Source organism: Pseudoglutamicibacter albus (assembly GCF_031458175.1).
Lineage (GTDB): Bacteria > Actinomycetota > Actinomycetes > Actinomycetales > Micrococcaceae > Pseudoglutamicibacter > Pseudoglutamicibacter albus.
In genome coordinates, this window is record NZ_JAVDXX010000001.1 from 1,732,375 (window position 1) to 1,748,936 (window position 16,562).

The following is a 16,562-nucleotide window of genomic DNA, read 5'->3' on the forward strand; positions in this document are numbered from 1 at the left end:
CTCACTCTTGTGAGCGCAACAGCCTAGCTTCGACCTCAAGCAAAGCCGGGGTGGCAAGCGTTCGCCACAGCACATCGACCTTGTCGTCGGCGCGGCCTGGGCCCGCGGTGATCGTCGCCGTGGGCTGGCCGCGCTTGATCGCATCAAGCACAAAACGGTATCCCGACATCACAGCCAGCGAGCTACCGACCACCAGCAACGCATCCGAGTCCGCTTTGAGCTCTTCAACCCGCTCGCGGCGCTCCTTCGGCACGTTCTCACCGAAATACACGACCGAAGGCTTCATCCTCTCCGCGCCGCACACAGCGCACGCAACCGTGGTGAAGCGAGCCACATCCGCATCGGACAACGTCACGTCACCGTCCGGGTTCACGTGCGCATCACGTACCGTGACCGTCTCCCGGTACCCAGGATTAGCCGCCTCCAAACGAACCTCATAGAGTTCGCGCGGCTCGGTGGCGCCACAGTCGAGGCATTCGACCTCGCTCATATCGCCGTGCAAAGCGATCACATCCGCGGCACCGGCTTGTTCGTGCAAGCCATCCACGTTCTGCGTCACGATCCCGGAGAGCAGACCACGGCGCTGCCATTCAGCTAGAACACGATGGCCCAGGTTCGGGCGGGCCTGATTCATCAAACGATGCCCAATGAAAGCCCTCGCCCAATACCGCTTCCGGGCCGCCGGGTCAGCGCGGAACTCCTGGACCGTCATAGGGCGGGTGCGGCGCAACGAACCCTGCGGGCCACGGTAATCCGGGATACCTGAATCAGTAGAGACACCAGCACCCGTCAGAACTAGGACCTTGCCGCCGCGGACCGTGCGCGTCACGGCCTCGCGGGCTTCAGCATCCGGGGTCGGCTCGGCGCTATGCCCCACGGCACGCTCAAGGGAACGCAACGCAGCCTTATGCGCATCCGCAACGCGAGGATTATCCGTAAACGCCGTCTGCTCCTCGCTCCAGCGAGGCAACGGCGTCACACCCCGAGGGCCAGCATGACCAGCGTTATCAGGCACTCAACCCTCCCTGCCTTTCAAACACGAAACGGGAACGCGAAAGGCCGCTGAACCCCAACGGGTTCCAGCGGCCTCTCACACGACGTGTACCCACTCACGAGCGGGAGCAACGATCAATATCGACGATCGTCCTCGTCTTCGTCATCATCATCAAAGGCGCCATAGCGGGCTGCAAGATCCGCGTATGGGTCATCCTCATACTGCTCTTCAAGCTCGTCCCGAGAGTTCTGAGAACCCCCGATACCTAGCTCGCGCTCGAGAGCACTCAAATCGGTGCCCGGGGTGAAGTACTTCATCTCCCGGGCCTGACGTGTTGCCTTAGCCTTCTGACGGCCGCGCCCCATGGCGTGACCCCCTCTTCCGCTCTTCACCTGGGGAAGTCCCGATAACTGGAAATCCAGCACGCGAGAGGCCCCAGTGGATGATCTACAAATGTTTCGTGAGACTGATTCTACACGTTCACCCCTATGCACTGCGAAGCGAGCCGCAGTGCATAGGGAGCGGGACGAAACAGTGCGGTTTAGCGTTCAGCCTCAACCGTGAGGCCATCGGCATCCTCAGCTGCACGATCCACGCGGACCGTCTCGCCATCGAGCACCTCACCGGCAAGGATCTTACGAGCCAACTGGTCGCCGATCTCCCGCTGAACCAAGCGGCGCAACGGGCGGGCACCATAAGCCGGGTCATAGCCCGTCAACGCAAGCCACTCACGAGCCGCAGGCGTGACATCGAGCGTCAAACGACGATCAGCCAACCGCTCATCCAACTGCCGCACCTGAAGATCAACAATCTTCGACAGATCCTCAAGCGAGAGCGGATCAAACATGATGACCTCATCAAGCCGGTTCAAGAACTCCGGCTTGAAGGAGGCCTCAACCACATCCATGACCGCCTTCTTCTGAGCCTCAGCCTCCATGGTCTGATCAACCAAGAACTGCGAACCCAGATTCGAGGTCATCACCAAGATCACGTTCCGGAAATCAACCGTGCGACCCTGGCCATCCGTGAGCCGGCCATCATCGAGGACCTGCAGCAAGATATCGAAAACCTCAGGGTGAGCCTTCTCAACCTCATCCAGCAAAACAACCGAATAAGGCCTACGGCGCACAGCCTCAGTCAGCTGGCCGCCCTCGTCATAGCCGACATAGCCAGGAGGAGCACCGACCAGGCGGGACACCGCATGCTTCTCGGAATACTCCGACATGTCGATGCGCACCATCGAACGCTCATCATCGAAGAGGAACTGAGCCAAAGACTTAGCAAGCTCAGTCTTACCCACACCCGTAGGCCCGAGGAACAAGAACGAACCCGTTGGACGGTTAGGGTCAGACAAGCCAGCACGGCTACGACGCACCGCATCAGAGACCACCGCGACAGCCTGCTTCTGGCCGATCAAACGCTTCCCAACGTTCTCTTCCATATGCAGCAGCTTCTGCGATTCACCCTCAAGCATGCGCCCGGCAGGAATACCGGTCCACGAAGAGATCACCTCAGCGACGTCATCGGCGGTAACCTCCTCAGAAACCATGCGGTCCTGACGGTCATGCTCAGCCTTCTCTTCGGCCTTGGCGAGCTTTGCCTCCAGTTGCGGGATCTCGCCGTAGAGAATCCGGGAGGCCTCCCCCAGATCCCCCTTACGTTGAGCCACGTCAGCCTGGCTGCGCAGATCATCGATCTGAGCGCGAATATCGCCCGCCTCGTTCAGGGAGGTCTTCTCCTCTTCCCATCGCAGAGTCAGCGCTTCGAGCTCTTCCTTCTGATCAGCCATCTCCTCACGCAGAGCAGCCAATCGTTCAACCGAGGCTGGGTCAGTCTCATCCTTGAGCGCCAGCTCCTCCATCGTCAAACGGTCAACCGAACGGCGCAGCACGTCGATCTCCTCCGGCGCGGAATCGATCTCCATACGCAGACGCGATGCCGCCTCATCCACAAGGTCGATCGCCTTATCAGGAAGGCGACGGCCCGTCAGATACCGGTCCGAAAGCGTTGCCGCGGCAACCAGCGCGGAGTCAGCGATCGCGACCTTATGGTGCGCCTCGTAGCGTTCCTTCAAGCCACGCAGGATCGCAATCGAATCATCAACCGACGGCTCACCCACGAAAACCTGCTGGAAGCGACGCTCCAGAGCAGCGTCCTTTTCGATGTTCTCGCGGTACTCATCCAGGGTCGTCGCACCGATCAAGCGCAACTCACCGCGGGCGAGCATCGGCTTGAGCATGTTGCCGGCGTCCATCGAGCCTTCGGAGGCACCAGCGCCGACCATCGTGTGAATCTCGTCGATGAACGTCACGATGCCGCCCTCAGCCTGCTTGATCTCCTCAAGCACAGCCTTGAGCCGCTCCTCGAACTCGCCACGGTACTTAGCGCCGGCGACCATCGCCCCAAGATCCAGGGAGATGAGCTTCTTGCCGCGCAAAGACTCCGGAACATCCCCGGCAACCATACGCAACGCAAGGCCTTCGACCACCGCGGTCTTACCCACGCCCGGTTCACCGATCAGAACCGGGTTGTTCTTGGTGCGGCGTGAAAGCACCTGAATCACGCGGCGGATCTCCTGGTCACGGCCAATCACCGGGTCAAGGTCACCCTTGCGGGCAACCTCCGTGAGGTCCGTACCGTACTTCTCAAGCGCCTGGAAGCTACCTTCCGGATCTTGGGAATCAACCTTCCGATCCCCGCGCACGCTCACCATCGCGGCCTTGAGCGCCTCAGTGGACGCGCCGTTATCACGCAACGCGACACCGGCCTCGCCAGCGTCCGCCGCCAAACCGAGCAACAGGTGCTCAGTCGAAACAAACTGATCCCCATTAGCCTGAGCCGCCTGCTGCGCCGCAGAAATAACCTGCAGCATCTGCCGCGAAGCCTGCGCCTGAGCAACCGAGGTGCCCGAGGCCTTCGGCAGCTTGCGGATCGCCGTCGATGCGGCAACCGAGACCGCATCAGGATCCGCCCCGGCCGACTTCAAAACGGCAACAGCCACCGAATCCCGCTGATCCATCAGCGCCTTCAAAAGGTGCACCGGCTCAAGATTCGGGTTACCGGCAGTCGCAGCGTTCATGCTCGCCGCAGAGACAGCCTCCTGGCTTTTAGTCGTCAAATTCGTGTCCATGCCCTACCCCTTTCCTACTCCTATAAGAGCCATTGAACTTAAAGTTGAGTCTACCTAACTCAACTTCTGTTGGGTAGAAATTATTCCCAGGGATGAACTCTTTTCTTGAATCTCTTGCTGTCCCCCAAGCAACAACCGGCCAGCGGGCCATTGCAACTGGCGCCCCCACTTGGTTTCGCACCTAACAGCGGCCGCAGATTAGGGTTAAAGACATGAGCCCCAAACCTCAGCCCCGCCCGGGCCTTGCAGAAACCGACCCAACGTACTTCCGCGCCGAACCCGTCTCATTCGTCCGCCGCGGAGAACGCATGACGAACGCCCAACAACGGGTTTGGGACACACTGCGCGAAACCATCCTGATTGACGTACCTCGCCACCACGCGGCAACCTCGATCCACCCGGACGCGACCATCGACGTCCCATCCCACTTCCCGCACCCTGAGCGCCCCCTCATCGTGGAGATCGGAACCGGGCTCGGCGAAGCCATCGCGCACGCGGCACACAACAACCCCGAGACGAACTTCCTCGCCGTAGAGGTCTACACCCCCGGGCTAGCCAAACTCATGGAACGGATCGAAAAACTCGAACTCACCAACGTTCGCGCAATCCAAGCGAACGCACCCGAAGTCCTCGATGTAGCGCTCACCCCGGAATCCGTGGACGAACTCTGGATCTTCTTCTCCGACCCGTGGCATAAAACCAAACACCACAAACGCCGCCTCATCACCGATGCTTTCGCCGAACGCGCCGCCCGCGTCCTCAAGCCAGGCGGAACCTGGCGGTTAGCGACCGACTGGTCCAACTACGCCGAACAAATGCGCGAGGTCATCGACAACAGCCCGCAGTTTGAAAACCTGCACGCCGGCGAGCGCAGCGGCGAAGAATCCCCGCTGACCGCGATCCGCCGCATCGATGCGGAAAAACACGAGGCAGATCCGGAGTTCACTGACACTCGCGGCGGGTGGGCTCCGCGTTTCGAAGGACGCACACTGACGAGCTTCGAAGCTAAAGCCCACAAGGTCGGACGCAAGATTTTCGACCTCGCCGCGCGCAAGATTTGATGACATTAACCACACATCGCGTCAGAATCGGGTAGCCTGTGAGGTTGCACATACGCAACCTAACTGAGGAACCGTTTTACGGATTTGGCATGAGTAATAAACCCAGCCCCGAAAATAACCAGCGTCCGAGTGAGGAAGCTTCCCCAGCGGACACTACCCAAACGGCCACCAAGAAAGCCCCGCAGAAACGAGGAAACCCCCTCACCCGCGGACGCTCCTCACACGTAGGCCTCTACCCTCACAACATCCACCCGGGGCTGGTTCCCGGAATCGGCGTTGACGAACAGCGTCACGTCTTCAAACTCGACAAGCTCGTCTTCGGCATCACCGCGGCCCTCATTGTCGCGTTCGTCGCGTGGGGCGTCATCAACCCGGCATCCGTTGGCGAGGTCTCCTCGGTAGCGTTCGCGTGGACCATGAAGAACATGGGCTGGCTGCTCAACATCACCGTCATGGTTTCGATCGGTGCGATGCTGTTCATCGCGTTCTCCCGCTACGGCCGCATTCGCCTCGGTAAAGACGGCGAAAAACCAGAGTTCAGCCGCTTCGCATGGGTCGCCATGATGTTCGGTGCCGGAATTGGCGTTGGTATCTTCTTCTTCGGTCCATCCGAGCCGCTCTACTACTTTGTGTCCCCGCCGCCGCAAACCGGTGTTGAAGCAGAAACCCCGGGCGCGATCCACATGGCCGTAGCCCAGTCCTCCTATCACTGGGGGCTCTCCGCGTGGGCGATGTACGCGCTCGTCGGCGGCGCTATGGCCTACTCGAGCTACCGCCGCGGCCGCGTAACCCTCATCTCAAGCGTGTTCCGTTCCCTGTTCGGCAAGCAGACTGACGGCTTCGCAGGACGCCTCGTGGACATGTTCGCGATCATCGCGACCCTCTTCGGTACCGCCGCTTCCCTCGGTCTTGCCGCGATCCAGCTCGGCAAAGGCGTGGAGATCGTATCCGGTGCTGGGCCCATCGCCAACAACGGGCTGATCATCATCCTCGCGATCCTGACCGCCGCGTTCATCATCTCCGCGGTCTCCGGTGTCTCCCGAGGCATCCGCTACCTCTCCACGACCAACATCGTGCTGACACTCAGCCTCGTATTGTTCGTGTTCTTCGCAGGACCAACCCTGTTCCTGCTGAACCTGTTGCCATCCGGTGTCACCGAATACGCCAACGAGTTCCTCGCCATGATGGGCAAGTCGCTGTCCTGGGGCGCTGACGTGGTTGAATTCCAGGCCGCATGGACCGCGTTCTACTTCGCATGGTGGGTCGCCTGGACCCCATTCGTTGGCGCGTTCATCGCCCGCATCTCCCGCGGCCGTACGCTGCGCGAATTCTGCCTCGTGGTGATCGCTGTTCCTACCGCGATCCTGATCTTCGCGTTCACGATCTTCGGTGGTGCCGCGATGTGGATGAAGCGCGCCGGTGTGGAAGGCATCAGCGCAGACGACTCGCCGCAGACGATTCTGTTCCACCTCTTCGACAAGTTACCGTTCGCTAACGTCACGCCGTTCCTCATCATGATCGCGCTCGCGATCTTCTTCGTGACCTCCGCGGATTCGGCATCCGTGATCATGGGTACGTTCTCCTCCCGCGGCAACCCAGCCCCAAGCAAGCTCATCGTGATCTTCTGGGGCCTGGCGATGATGGGCATCGCAACCGTGATGCTGCTCTCCGGCGGCGAGTCCTCGCTGACGGGCCTGCAGAACCTCACGATCCTGATTGCGATCCCGTTCTGCATCATCCTGTTGCTCATGATCGTCGCGTTCATCATGGACTTGCGCACCGACCCGGCCTCGATCCGCAGCGACTACGAATCCACGATGCTCTCCAACGCGGTGGTTCGCGGTATCGAGAAGTACGGCGACGACTTCGAGCTGACCGTGCGCCACTCCGGTGACGGACGCGGCGCAGGTGCGGACTTCGACTCCACCGCGGAGAAGGTCACCGAGTGGTATCAGCGCCACGACGAGACCGGCGCGGAAGTCGGCTACGACTACGAAACCGACACATGGGACGACGGCTACGAGCCAGAAACCCCAGGCCCAGTCACCGAGCCGAAGGTCGGCGAGCCAGGCGCTGGCGACAAAAAGCCTGCCGCCGATGCCGGCAAGAACGCTGACGGCGACGCTGAAGCCGACAAGGACACGGCACCGAAGGAATAGGCGCCTTGAGCAAGTGCGATTAAACGGTCGTGGGCCGGAGAAATGTTCTCCGGCCCACGACCGTTTAATCTCTCTGAAGCGGCTAGCCCCCAGTTGCACTAGCTCTCAGTTGGTCTAGTCCTCGGGTGGCATGAGCTGGAACTGTGCCCACGTCTGCATCGTGCGTTGTTGCAGACGGTCGGTATCGCGCCCCGTCCGGGTGATCGCGACCTCGCCTGACGCGCCGGCCGCGAAAATCCGCTGCGCCGCGATCGCGACACCTTCGGCACGGCCACGCCACCGCTCAACATCCTGCTCCAACTCAGCGACGCGTTCCATGAGCGTTTCTACACGTTTCTCCAAACCGATCATCCGGCGGATCCCCTCAAGTGAGACCCCCTCGGAAGACAGTTCCTGCACTCGCCGCAAACGGTCGATGTCCCGCTGCGAATAACGGCGATGCTTTCCCGCCTGACGCTTGGGCACAACCAAACCTAAACGGTCGTATTGCCTCAACGTCTGCGGATGCATCTGGGCAAGCTCAGCGGCAACGGAAATCACGAAAACAGGCGCGTCCCACTCGCCGTCCCGCCCGGAACCACGATCGAATCGTTTACTTGCTGATGCGTTCATCCACGCCTCCTTCCGTTACCTCGAAACATTCACCACAGCGCCGTGTTCAAAGCTGTGCCGTATCCAGGGCTTCGCAGTGTCTACAGTTTTGCTTGGGAAGCAATGCTAGCCCGCGGGTCCTCGCCGGCTGTAGCCTGCGCATAGTCCTCGATTGCTTTCTTCGCTTCCTCCGAGAGATCCTTAGGGACCACCACGTTGAGCACAACGTACATGTCGCCTGTGCGTTTAGACGTCTTCACGCCGCGGCCACGCAAACGCATCCGCTTGCCCGATGGGCTACCGGCTGGAACCTTCATCCGTACGTTCTCGCCGGAGATGGTTGGAACCGAGATCGTTGCACCTAAAGCGGCCTCGTTGAAGCTCACAGGGATCTCAACCGTGATGTCGTTGCCCTCACGCTTGAAGAACGGGTGTTCATTCACGCGCACCGTGACCATCAGGTCGCCGTTGCCGGCCGGGCCTGGTTCGCCCTTGCCTTTCGCGCGGATCGTCTGACCATCACGCACCCCGGCAGGTACGCGGATCTCGATCACTTCACCATCGCGGGTACGCAAACCGATCGTGGTGCCCTCAATGGATCCCTTGAAAGAAATCGTGGTCTCAGCCTTACGGTCGGCACCACGCTGCGGACGTTGCTGGAAGCCACCAAAGCCTCCGCCGCCGCCTCCGAACATGCCGCCGAGCAGATCCTCGAACCCGCCTGCGCCGCCACCGCCGGAGGAGTAACGGACTCGCTGCCCGCCACCGCCACCGAACACGTCCCCGAAGATGTCCTCGAATCCGCCGCCGGAACCACCGGCGCTAAAGCGAGCACCCGAGCCCATAGCGCGGATCGCATCGTACTCTTTACGCTGCTGCTCATCACTGAGCACCGCATAGGCTTCCGAGATGTCCTTGAACTTCTTCTCAGCCTCAGGGTTGTCCTTATTCGTATCCGGGTGATACTTGCGGGCCAACTTCCGGTAGGCCTTCTTAATATCGGCCTCACTGGCGTCCTTGGAGACGCCCAGCGCCGCGTAAAAGTCTTTTTCGACCCAGTCTTGACTGGCCATCGTGACGCCTCCTAGCCTCACTCAAAATCTATAAAAATCTATACCTACAACTATCGAAAACAGTCGACGGCGGGCTCAATAGACCTACCGTCTAGACCCGCCGCCGCACTGAATCATTTCACGCGATCATTTCCCGCGTTCACGTCACGTTTTATTCGCCGGTGGAAACCATGACCTGCGCTGCACGCAGAACACGGTCACCGCGTTTGAAACCGATCCTGAAGACCTGCCCCACGTGATCCTCCGGAACACCCTCAACGGGTTGGCGGAGCATCGCCTCGTGGATGGTTGGGTCAAACTCGACACCGGTTTGATCGATCCGTTCAAACCCGATGCTGGCCAGGGAACGCTCCAACTTATCGGCTATCGCCGCGAACGGTCCCTCTTCCAGATCACCGTGAGCACGAGCCGCATCGATATCATCCAGAACCGGAATCAAGCTAGCCACGGCCTTGTTGAGCCCCTCGTCGTGAGCGTTCTTCTTATCCCGCTCTACACGGCGGCGGTAGTTCGTGAACTCCGCCTGCAACCGTTGGAGGTCCTCTTTGTATTCGGCCGCGAGGCCCTCCGCATCCATGTCACCGGATGCGGAGGCCTCTTCGGCTCGTGCGGCGTCGTCGAGGATCTGCTGGGCTTGGCCCAATGCATCGGTGTCAGCGGTGCCTTCCTCCGGGGTGGCAGGGGCTTGTTCCTCGCCCGCTGCGTCTGGCCCGGTTTCTTCAGGCTGCTGATCGCCTAGGTTCTTCTCCTCGTTCGACATGTGCCACTACCTCACTTCTGGTCTTCGTCTTCGTCAACGACCTCGGCGTCTACAACGTCGTCATCATCCGAGCCGCCGGCGTCAGCCGCGCCTTCAGCGCCAGCCTCAGACTGAGCCTGTGCGTAGAGAGCCTCGCCCAGCTTGGTCTGGGACTGCTGCAGCTTCTCGAACTTGGCCTTGACCTCGTCGTCGTTGCCCTCAGGGGTTTCAAGTTCCTTCTTGAGCGCATCGACATCAGCCTGGACCTCGTTTTTGACGTCCTCCGGCAGCTTGTCAGCGTTGTCCTTGATGAGCTTGTCCACCGAGTAGGCCGCGGACTCTGCAGCGTTGCGGGTCTCGGCGGCCTCGCGGCGTGCCTTGTCCTCTGCAGCGTGCTCTTCAGCTTCCTTGACCATGCGGTCGATGTCCGACTGATCCAGCGAGGTGCCGCCGGTGATGGTCATGGACTGCTCGGTGCCGGTGCCCTTGTCCTTAGCGGAGACGTGCACGATGCCGTTGGCGTCGATGTCGAAGGTCACTTCGATCTGTGGCAGGCCGCGTGGTGCCGGGGCGATGCCGGTGAGTTCGAAGGTGCCCAGTGGTTTGTTGTCGCGAGTGAATTCGCGTTCGCCCTGGAAGACCTGAATCGACACGGATGGCTGGTTGTCTTCCGCGGTGGTGAAGGTCTCGGACCGCTTGGTTGGGATAGCGGTGTTGCGTTCGATCAGCTTGGTCATGACGCCGCCCTTGGTCTCGATACCGAGGGAGAGTGGGGTCACGTCGATCAGCAGAACGTCCTTACGTTCACCTGCGAGCACACCTGCCTGCAGTGCCGCGCCCATCGCGACAACCTCGTCTGGGTTGACGCCCTTGTTCGGCTCCTTGCCTGCCATTTCCTTCACGAGCTCTGCAACAGCTGGCATGCGGGTCGAGCCACCCACGAGAACGACGTGGGAGATGTCGCTGACCTTCACGCCGGCTTCCGCGATGACGTCATTGAATGGCTTGCGGGTCCGCTCAAGCAGATCTGCAGTCAGTTCCTGGAACCTAGCGCGGGAGAGGTGCTCGTCCAAGTGGACCGGACCCTCTGGGGTCACCGAGAGGTACTGCAGCGAGATATTGGTGCTGGTTGCCGAGGACAGCTCGCGCTTTGCCTGCTCTGCGGCTTCACGCAGACGCTGGAGAGCGATCTTGTCGTTGGACAGGTCAGCACCCTTGCTCTTGGCGGATTCGAGCAGCCAGTCGACGATGCGCTGGTCCCAGTCGTCACCACCGAGACGGTTGTCACCTGCGGTTGCGCGAACCTGAATGGTTGCGAAGCCGTCTTCATCCTTGCCAACTTCGAGCAGTGAGACGTCGAACGTACCGCCACCGAGGTCGTACACCAGAATGAGTTCGTCTTCCTTGCCCTTATCCAGGCCGTAAGCCAGGGCTGCCGCGGTTGGCTCGTTGACGATGCGGGACACCTTGAGGCCCGCGATCTCGCCGGCTTCCTTGGTTGCCTGACGCTCGGCGTCATTGAAGTATGCAGGGACCGTAATCACGGCGTCGGTGACCTTTTCACCGAGGTAATCTTCCGCATCGTGCTTGAGCTTCATCAAGATGCGTGCAGAGATTTCCTGCGCGGTGTACTTCTTGTCATCGATGTCGACGGTCCAGTCAGTGCCCATGTGGCGCTTGACGGAGAAGATGGTGCGGTCAACGTTGTTGACGGCCTGGCGCTTAGCAATGTCACCCACCAGGACCTCGCCACCCTTCGAGAAGGCAACCACAGATGGGGTGGTACGCGAACCTTCAGCGTTAGCGATCACGGTTGGCTCGCCAGCTTCAAGGATGGAGAGCACCGAGTTGGTAGTACCGAGGTCAATACCTACAGAACGTGCCATTGAATTCCTCTTTTCCGGCCGCTTGATCAACGGCCTTCATTTGTCTATTCGACTCAACGCTTGGGCTTCGTCCTTGATAGTTCACCGTCCGATGATTCACCAACCGAAGCCCCAAACCTGAGCCATCTGTACTCTAGTATGTAACATGAGCCGACTCTTGTCAACTTATCCTGAGTCACCTCAGCTCAACTTTGGTTTAGCTAGTCTGGACTCATGTTGGAAAACGACTCAACCACCGCCGGCCAGCCCGGCACCACAACGGAAAAGAACACCGCAGACCATGCCCCGTTCACAATCCTTGTGGTGTGCACCGGCAACATCTGCCGCTCCGCGATGGCCCACTACATGCTCCAAGACGCACTCGCCAACGCGGGCATCACCAACGTTCGCGTGGACTCTTGCGGCACATCGGATGAAGAAGCCGGCAACCCAGCCGACCCGCGCACCGAACAGATGCTCAACGAACTCGGCCTCACAGCGCAAGGGCACGTAGCCCGCCAACTCAACGACAACGACTGGGCAGCAACCGACCTGTTCCTCGCAGCCGACGTCCGCCACATCGAAACCCTGCGCGCACTCGCCCCGGCGGAAATCAACCGCTCCCGCATCCGCATGCTGCGCTCCTTCGAACCAGGCGCCACCCACCAAGACGAAACCAGCCTGCGCATGGCAGACCCCTGGTACGGCGACATCAGCGACTTCGAAATCACGCGCGAGCAAATCACCGCCGCGATCCCGGGAATCATCGAATGGGTACGCGAAGCAAGCCACTGATCCTCGCCCTCGACGGCCGCTCAGGGACAGGGAAAACACACCTGAGCTTGCGGTTGGCCGAATGGGCCCGGGACGCAGGGCTACACGGCGAGCGCCATAGCGTCGATGTGCTCCACCTCGACGAGCTCTACCCCGGCTGGGACGGCCTCGCCGCAGGCCTTGAAACCTACACGCAACAGGTCCTGCCCGCTCTCGTGCGCGACGGCAAGGCGATCTGGACACCCTGGAACTGGCACACCTCACGCCACGGTGCGCCCCGCACACTCGGGCCCGCGGACATCATCATCGTCGAAGGGGTCGGCGCCGGACACCCCGCCGCACGCCCCTTCCTCGCCGGAACACTCACACTCATGCTTGAGACCGCTGCCCGCAAAGAACGCGCACTCGCCCGCGACGGCGCAACCTACGCGCCCTACTGGGACACCTGGGCCGCTCAAGAAGAACAGCTACCCGCCGCAAGCGACGGCCCCAACGACATCAGCATCAGCGTCGATAACGGGAACGGCGACGTGCTCACCCAGGCCCGCACCTGGCTCACCGCGCTTACTGCACTCAGCTAACCAGCGCGCTACTGCACGACCGCAGTGAGGCGCGCTACGTTATCCAGCCAGCGTTCGATGCGTGAACGTGAAGCCCACGCTTCTTTCGTGAGTAGCTCCGATTCGGCTTTATACGAATCCATGATCTCGTTGAGAGAGGCCACACATTCACTGCCCAGCGTCAACACGGTGATCTCGTTGTTGAGACTGAAGGAGCGCATGTCCATGTTGGAGGAACCGAACACACCCACCGTGTCATCGACCGTGACGCACTTGGAGTGCAGGACATCCGGTGACGGGTACCGGTAAATCTCCACGCCCGCCTCCAACAGGGTGTCGTAGTAGGACTGTTGCGCGTGGTTGGTGATCTTGTTATCGCCCTCGCGGCACAGATACAGTTCCACATCCACCCCGGCTTGCGCGGCAGTCGTCAACGCATATAGCAACGAATCGTCCGGAACCAGGTATGGGGTCGTGATGCGCACCTGCCGTCTGGCGTTATAGATGAGCGTGTTGAACATGCGCAGATTGTTCTCCTGCGGATAGCCCGGCCCAGAAGGGATCATCTGCGCGAGCGTGTCCGCGGGGCGGTCGTGTTCGGCGAACTGGAGCTGATCGAACACTTTCTTACCGGATTCGAGATACCAGTCTGTAGCAAAGATGAGGTCGAGGTGGTCCACCATCGGGCCTTCGATGCGGGCCATCATGTCGATCCATTCGCGCCCCTTGCGGTGCGCGGAACGGCGCAGGTAACTTGGTTCGATCAGGTTGATCGAACCGGTCATGCCCACCCGGCCATCGACCACCAGGATCTTGCGGTGGTTACGTAGGTCCGGGCGGCGCCAACGCCACTTAGACGGCGCGATAGGCAGCATGCGGTACCACTCGACGCCCGCTTCCGTGAGGCGTTTCTTCATCTTCCGATAGCCAGGCAAACGCCAGCTGCCGATCTGGTCGAAGAGGAAACGCACCTTGACCCCACGAGCAGCAGCCCTCTCGAGCGCTTTGAACACCGGCTCCGTGTATTCCTGGTCAACACCGGCGATATAGAACTCGACGTGCACGTAGTCGTTGGCGGAGTCGATGTCCTCGGCCATCGTCTTCAGGATGTTCTTATAGTCGGCGTCGAAGCGGAAACGGTTACCACCAGCCAGGGGGTAGCCGGTCAGGTTCTGGTTGAGTTCGGAAACACTCGTGACCCAGCGCGGGAAATGGCCGGGAACTCTATCGAGCGGGTCCGGTCCGACCGCCGTCATGATCTCCCGGTTGACGGCCTCTTGGCGTTCACGCCTCGGCCTGTTGAGCCGGTGGGAGCCGAACAACAAGAAAATAATCAGGCCGACGTAGGGCAACAGGAAGATCGCAAGCAGCCACGCCATCGCGGTGGTGGGGCGGCGGCCACCAGGCACAATACCGAGCATCGCGATACGGATCAGCAAGTCCACCGTGAGCAACGTGTACGTGAGCCACTCAGGCCAATTCGCTGGCAAAAGCCAGATATCGCCCATCCGGGAGTCCTCTCGCGTTCGTTCCCTGTCGTCGCCGCATCAACCGGCCCGCATGTGAGCCGCCTCAATAAATACCGATACGTGTAACTCTATCTGTGAACGCGCTGTACACCGGTACGCTGAGACAATAATCCTTTGTGGCGGCCTACACGCGGAGGTCTCATGAGCCAGCAGAAGAAGCCGAATTCGATGGTCGCGGTGTGGATCGAACCCTGTACAGTAGCTGCGCCAGGGCGAGCAGCCTCCGATGCGCCGGCGGCTGTTGATGCGGGCGCGGGTTGGTCTGTTCGTTGCGTTGATCCTGCGGCGGGCTGGCTGCGGCTTGACGATGCGGGCGTGACCCGCGGTGACGGCGTATTCGAGACATTGCTGTACCGGCGCGGCAGGATCCGGTCTGTGATCGAACATTTGGCGCGGATGGAGCGCTCGGCAGCGGCGCTTGCTCTCGAGATTCCGCCGGCCGCAGTGTGGGAGCACGCAATCGCGCTGGGCCTGGATGCGTTCTTAGGTCAGGATGCGGATGGCGAACCCGAGGCGTCCATCCGTTGCGTCGCAACCCGCGGAGCTCCTGGCACAGGCCCCGCGTGCTTTGTGACTCTCTCCCCCGTCCCTGCGAGGGATCCGGACCCGAAACCGATCAAGGTTCTGACCCTTGATCGCGGATACGATTCGGGCGCGGCACAGCGCGCCCCGTGGCTGTTGTTGGGCGCTAAGACACTCTCTTATGCGGTCAATGTTGCCGCGTTGACGTACGCGAAGAAGCACGGCGCCGATGACGCGATCTTCGTGACCAGCGACGGTCTCGTCCTCGACGGCTTGACCGCCTCCGTGGTCGCCTCGTATCGCACCGACAACAGCAACGCTGGCCACACCATCGGCGGCAGCGGCAACAGCAACGATGGGGGCTCCGTAGTTCTCCGTACACCGAGCGTCGAGGCTGGTGGCCTCGCTGGCACAACGGTCGCGGCGGTTTCTGAGGCCGCCCGCGCCCTCGACTGGGAGGTCGAGGCGGTTCCGATGCGGCCTGCCGACCTGCTCACGGCGGATGCGTTGTGGCTTGCGAGCTCGGTCAAGATGCTACGCCCGGTCTCGCATGTGGATGGGGTTGAAGTCGGTGTGGATGCGCAATTACATCGGATTCTTTCCCACGCGCTCGAACAAACGCTGTAGTGTGGAACCCGTGAATGCTTTGAACAAGATTTTCGCGTCCATCTTTTCGCTCGTTGCGGGAATCGTGGGTTCCCGTGTTCTGGAGAACGTATGGGCCCAGGTCACTGGTGCCGACGCTCCAACGAAGAAGAACAAGGAAGCCCGCGAAGAAGCCTCCGCTACCCGCGTTGCCCTGTTTGCGGCGATCTCCGCTGGCATGATGGCTTTGATCCAGACCTCGATCGAGCAGGGCTCTAAGAAGGCCGCCAAGCGCTCTAAAGACAACCCGGAAGAAATCTAAACCCTCCCGGACAAAGATGCACTGCTCCCCATGAGTTGGGCTGTTGACACAGCCCAACTCATGGGGAGCAGTGCTCGTATCAGCGAAACCGCCGAGGCCCCAATACGTGTACGGAACGCCTAATTCGTCAGCAGTGACATCGACGCGAGGCCACTCAATATTGCTCTAGCGCTGTCAGTTGTGGCGGTCATATCCGCCTCGTGATCACTGCTCAACTCACTGATCACTGCCCTAGTGATGGCCGTCGACTTCCGCCTGGACAGCCGTCGGGTGATGCAACGCTTCACCTCGCGGCGTGCGGTGGTCTTCCGCGTCCTCGGCGGCCTTCACCACGGCCTCAAGGTCGTCCTCGATCAGCGTCGCCCGCTTCAGATGCTTAGAACGGTACGCGGCACGCCCCACCATGTGAGCCGAGACCGGGTTGGTCAGAAGCATCATGAGCCAGATCAACGCCAAAACCGGGATCCACTGCCACACCGTGGTCTTGATCGCTACCGCAAGCAGCATCATCAACAGCCCCAAAACCTGCGGTTTAGCCGCCGAGTGCATACGGGACAGCACGTCAGGGAACGTGAGCATACCGATCGCCGCAGACAAGCTCATGAGGCTACCGCCGATCATCAAGACCGCGGCGACGATGTCCCAAAACAGCATCCAG

At 60.8% G+C, this 16,562-nt stretch carries 15 protein-coding genes; 6 read left to right on the top strand and 9 right to left on the bottom strand.

Annotated features, from left to right (window positions below):
• Position 1 precedes the first annotated feature (1 nt).
• From J2S67_RS07650 to clpB, 3 genes are all read right to left on the bottom strand, one after another.
• A complete protein-coding gene (locus tag J2S67_RS07650) occupies positions 2–1,015 on the bottom strand; it encodes a Sir2 family NAD-dependent protein deacetylase (protein WP_310247781.1) in 1,014 nt (337 codons plus the stop codon).
• Between the two features lie 113 nt (positions 1,016–1,128).
• Positions 1,129–1,359, bottom strand: a complete 231-nt coding sequence (locus tag J2S67_RS07655) for a DUF3073 domain-containing protein (RefSeq protein ID WP_035757799.1) — start codon at positions 1,357–1,359, stop codon at positions 1,129–1,131.
• A 176-nt stretch (positions 1,360–1,535) separates the two neighbouring features.
• Positions 1,536–4,124: an ATP-dependent chaperone ClpB gene (gene clpB / locus J2S67_RS07660; protein ID WP_310247785.1), complete on the bottom strand. Its 2,589-nt coding sequence runs from the start codon at positions 4,122–4,124 to the stop codon at positions 1,536–1,538.
• 212 nt (positions 4,125–4,336) lie between these two features.
• On the opposite strand from clpB, the gene trmB reads away from it, so the two are divergent.
• On the top strand, positions 4,337–5,185 hold the full coding sequence (gene trmB / locus J2S67_RS07665) for a tRNA (guanosine(46)-N7)-methyltransferase TrmB (protein ID WP_035757793.1): 849 nt from the start codon (positions 4,337–4,339) through the stop codon (positions 5,183–5,185).
• A gap of 89 nt (positions 5,186–5,274) precedes the next feature.
• Positions 5,275–7,344 (top strand): BCCT family transporter, encoded by a 2,070-nt coding sequence (locus J2S67_RS07670; RefSeq protein ID WP_310247788.1) that lies wholly within the window; start codon positions 5,275–5,277, stop codon positions 7,342–7,344.
• A gap of 114 nt (positions 7,345–7,458) precedes the next feature.
• Here the strand turns inward: J2S67_RS07670 and J2S67_RS07675 are convergent, their stop codons facing one another.
• The 4 genes from J2S67_RS07675 to dnaK all read right to left on the bottom strand — a co-directional run bounded on the left by J2S67_RS07675 (position 7,459) and on the right by dnaK (position 11,633).
• Positions 7,459–7,956 (bottom strand): heat shock protein transcriptional repressor HspR, encoded by a 498-nt coding sequence (locus J2S67_RS07675; RefSeq protein WP_052048727.1) that lies wholly within the window; start codon positions 7,954–7,956, stop codon positions 7,459–7,461.
• Positions 7,957–8,036: 80 nt separating this feature from the next.
• Positions 8,037–9,008: a DnaJ C-terminal domain-containing protein gene (locus J2S67_RS07680; RefSeq protein ID WP_035757791.1), complete on the bottom strand. Its 972-nt coding sequence runs from the start codon at positions 9,006–9,008 to the stop codon at positions 8,037–8,039.
• A gap of 151 nt (positions 9,009–9,159) precedes the next feature.
• Entirely contained in the window at positions 9,160–9,768 is a 609-nt protein-coding gene (locus tag J2S67_RS07685) for a nucleotide exchange factor GrpE (RefSeq protein WP_310247797.1), read from the bottom strand.
• Positions 9,769–9,779: 11 nt separating this feature from the next.
• Complete coding sequence (gene dnaK, locus J2S67_RS07690) at positions 9,780–11,633, bottom strand: molecular chaperone DnaK (RefSeq protein ID WP_310247801.1); 1,854 nt, start codon at positions 11,631–11,633, stop codon at positions 9,780–9,782.
• A 213-nt stretch (positions 11,634–11,846) separates the two neighbouring features.
• On the opposite strand from dnaK, the gene J2S67_RS07695 reads away from it, so the two are divergent.
• Both J2S67_RS07695 and J2S67_RS07700 read left to right on the top strand, forming a co-directional pair.
• On the top strand, positions 11,847–12,407 hold the full coding sequence (locus tag J2S67_RS07695; RefSeq protein WP_310247804.1) for a low molecular weight protein-tyrosine-phosphatase: 561 nt from the start codon (positions 11,847–11,849) through the stop codon (positions 12,405–12,407).
• Entirely contained in the window at positions 12,383–12,967 is a 585-nt protein-coding gene (locus J2S67_RS07700) for a nucleoside/nucleotide kinase family protein (RefSeq protein ID WP_310247806.1), read from the top strand. The genes J2S67_RS07695 and J2S67_RS07700 overlap by 25 nt, the downstream gene beginning before the upstream one ends.
• A gap of 8 nt (positions 12,968–12,975) precedes the next feature.
• On the opposite strand, the gene cls is transcribed toward J2S67_RS07700, so the two are convergent.
• A complete protein-coding gene (cls, locus tag J2S67_RS07705; protein WP_310247808.1) occupies positions 12,976–14,454 on the bottom strand; it encodes a cardiolipin synthase in 1,479 nt (492 codons plus the stop codon).
• A gap of 162 nt (positions 14,455–14,616) precedes the next feature.
• Here cls and J2S67_RS07710 point away from each other — a divergent pair, with 162 nt between their 5' ends.
• Both J2S67_RS07710 and J2S67_RS07715 read left to right on the top strand, forming a co-directional pair.
• Positions 14,617–15,624 (top strand): aminotransferase class IV, encoded by a 1,008-nt coding sequence (locus J2S67_RS07710; protein WP_310247811.1) that lies wholly within the window; start codon positions 14,617–14,619, stop codon positions 15,622–15,624.
• A 10-nt stretch (positions 15,625–15,634) separates the two neighbouring features.
• Positions 15,635–15,904 carry a DUF4235 domain-containing protein gene (locus tag J2S67_RS07715; protein ID WP_070491942.1) on the top strand — a complete coding sequence of 90 codons (270 nt, stop codon included), beginning with the start codon at positions 15,635–15,637 and terminating at the stop codon, positions 15,902–15,904.
• A gap of 231 nt (positions 15,905–16,135) precedes the next feature.
• Here J2S67_RS07715 and mnhG read toward each other — a convergent pair whose 3' ends face one another.
• Positions 16,136–16,558 carry a monovalent cation/H(+) antiporter subunit G gene (mnhG, locus tag J2S67_RS07720; protein ID WP_052048780.1) on the bottom strand — a complete coding sequence of 141 codons (423 nt, stop codon included), beginning with the start codon at positions 16,556–16,558 and terminating at the stop codon, positions 16,136–16,138.
• Positions 16,559–16,562 lie beyond the last annotated feature (4 nt).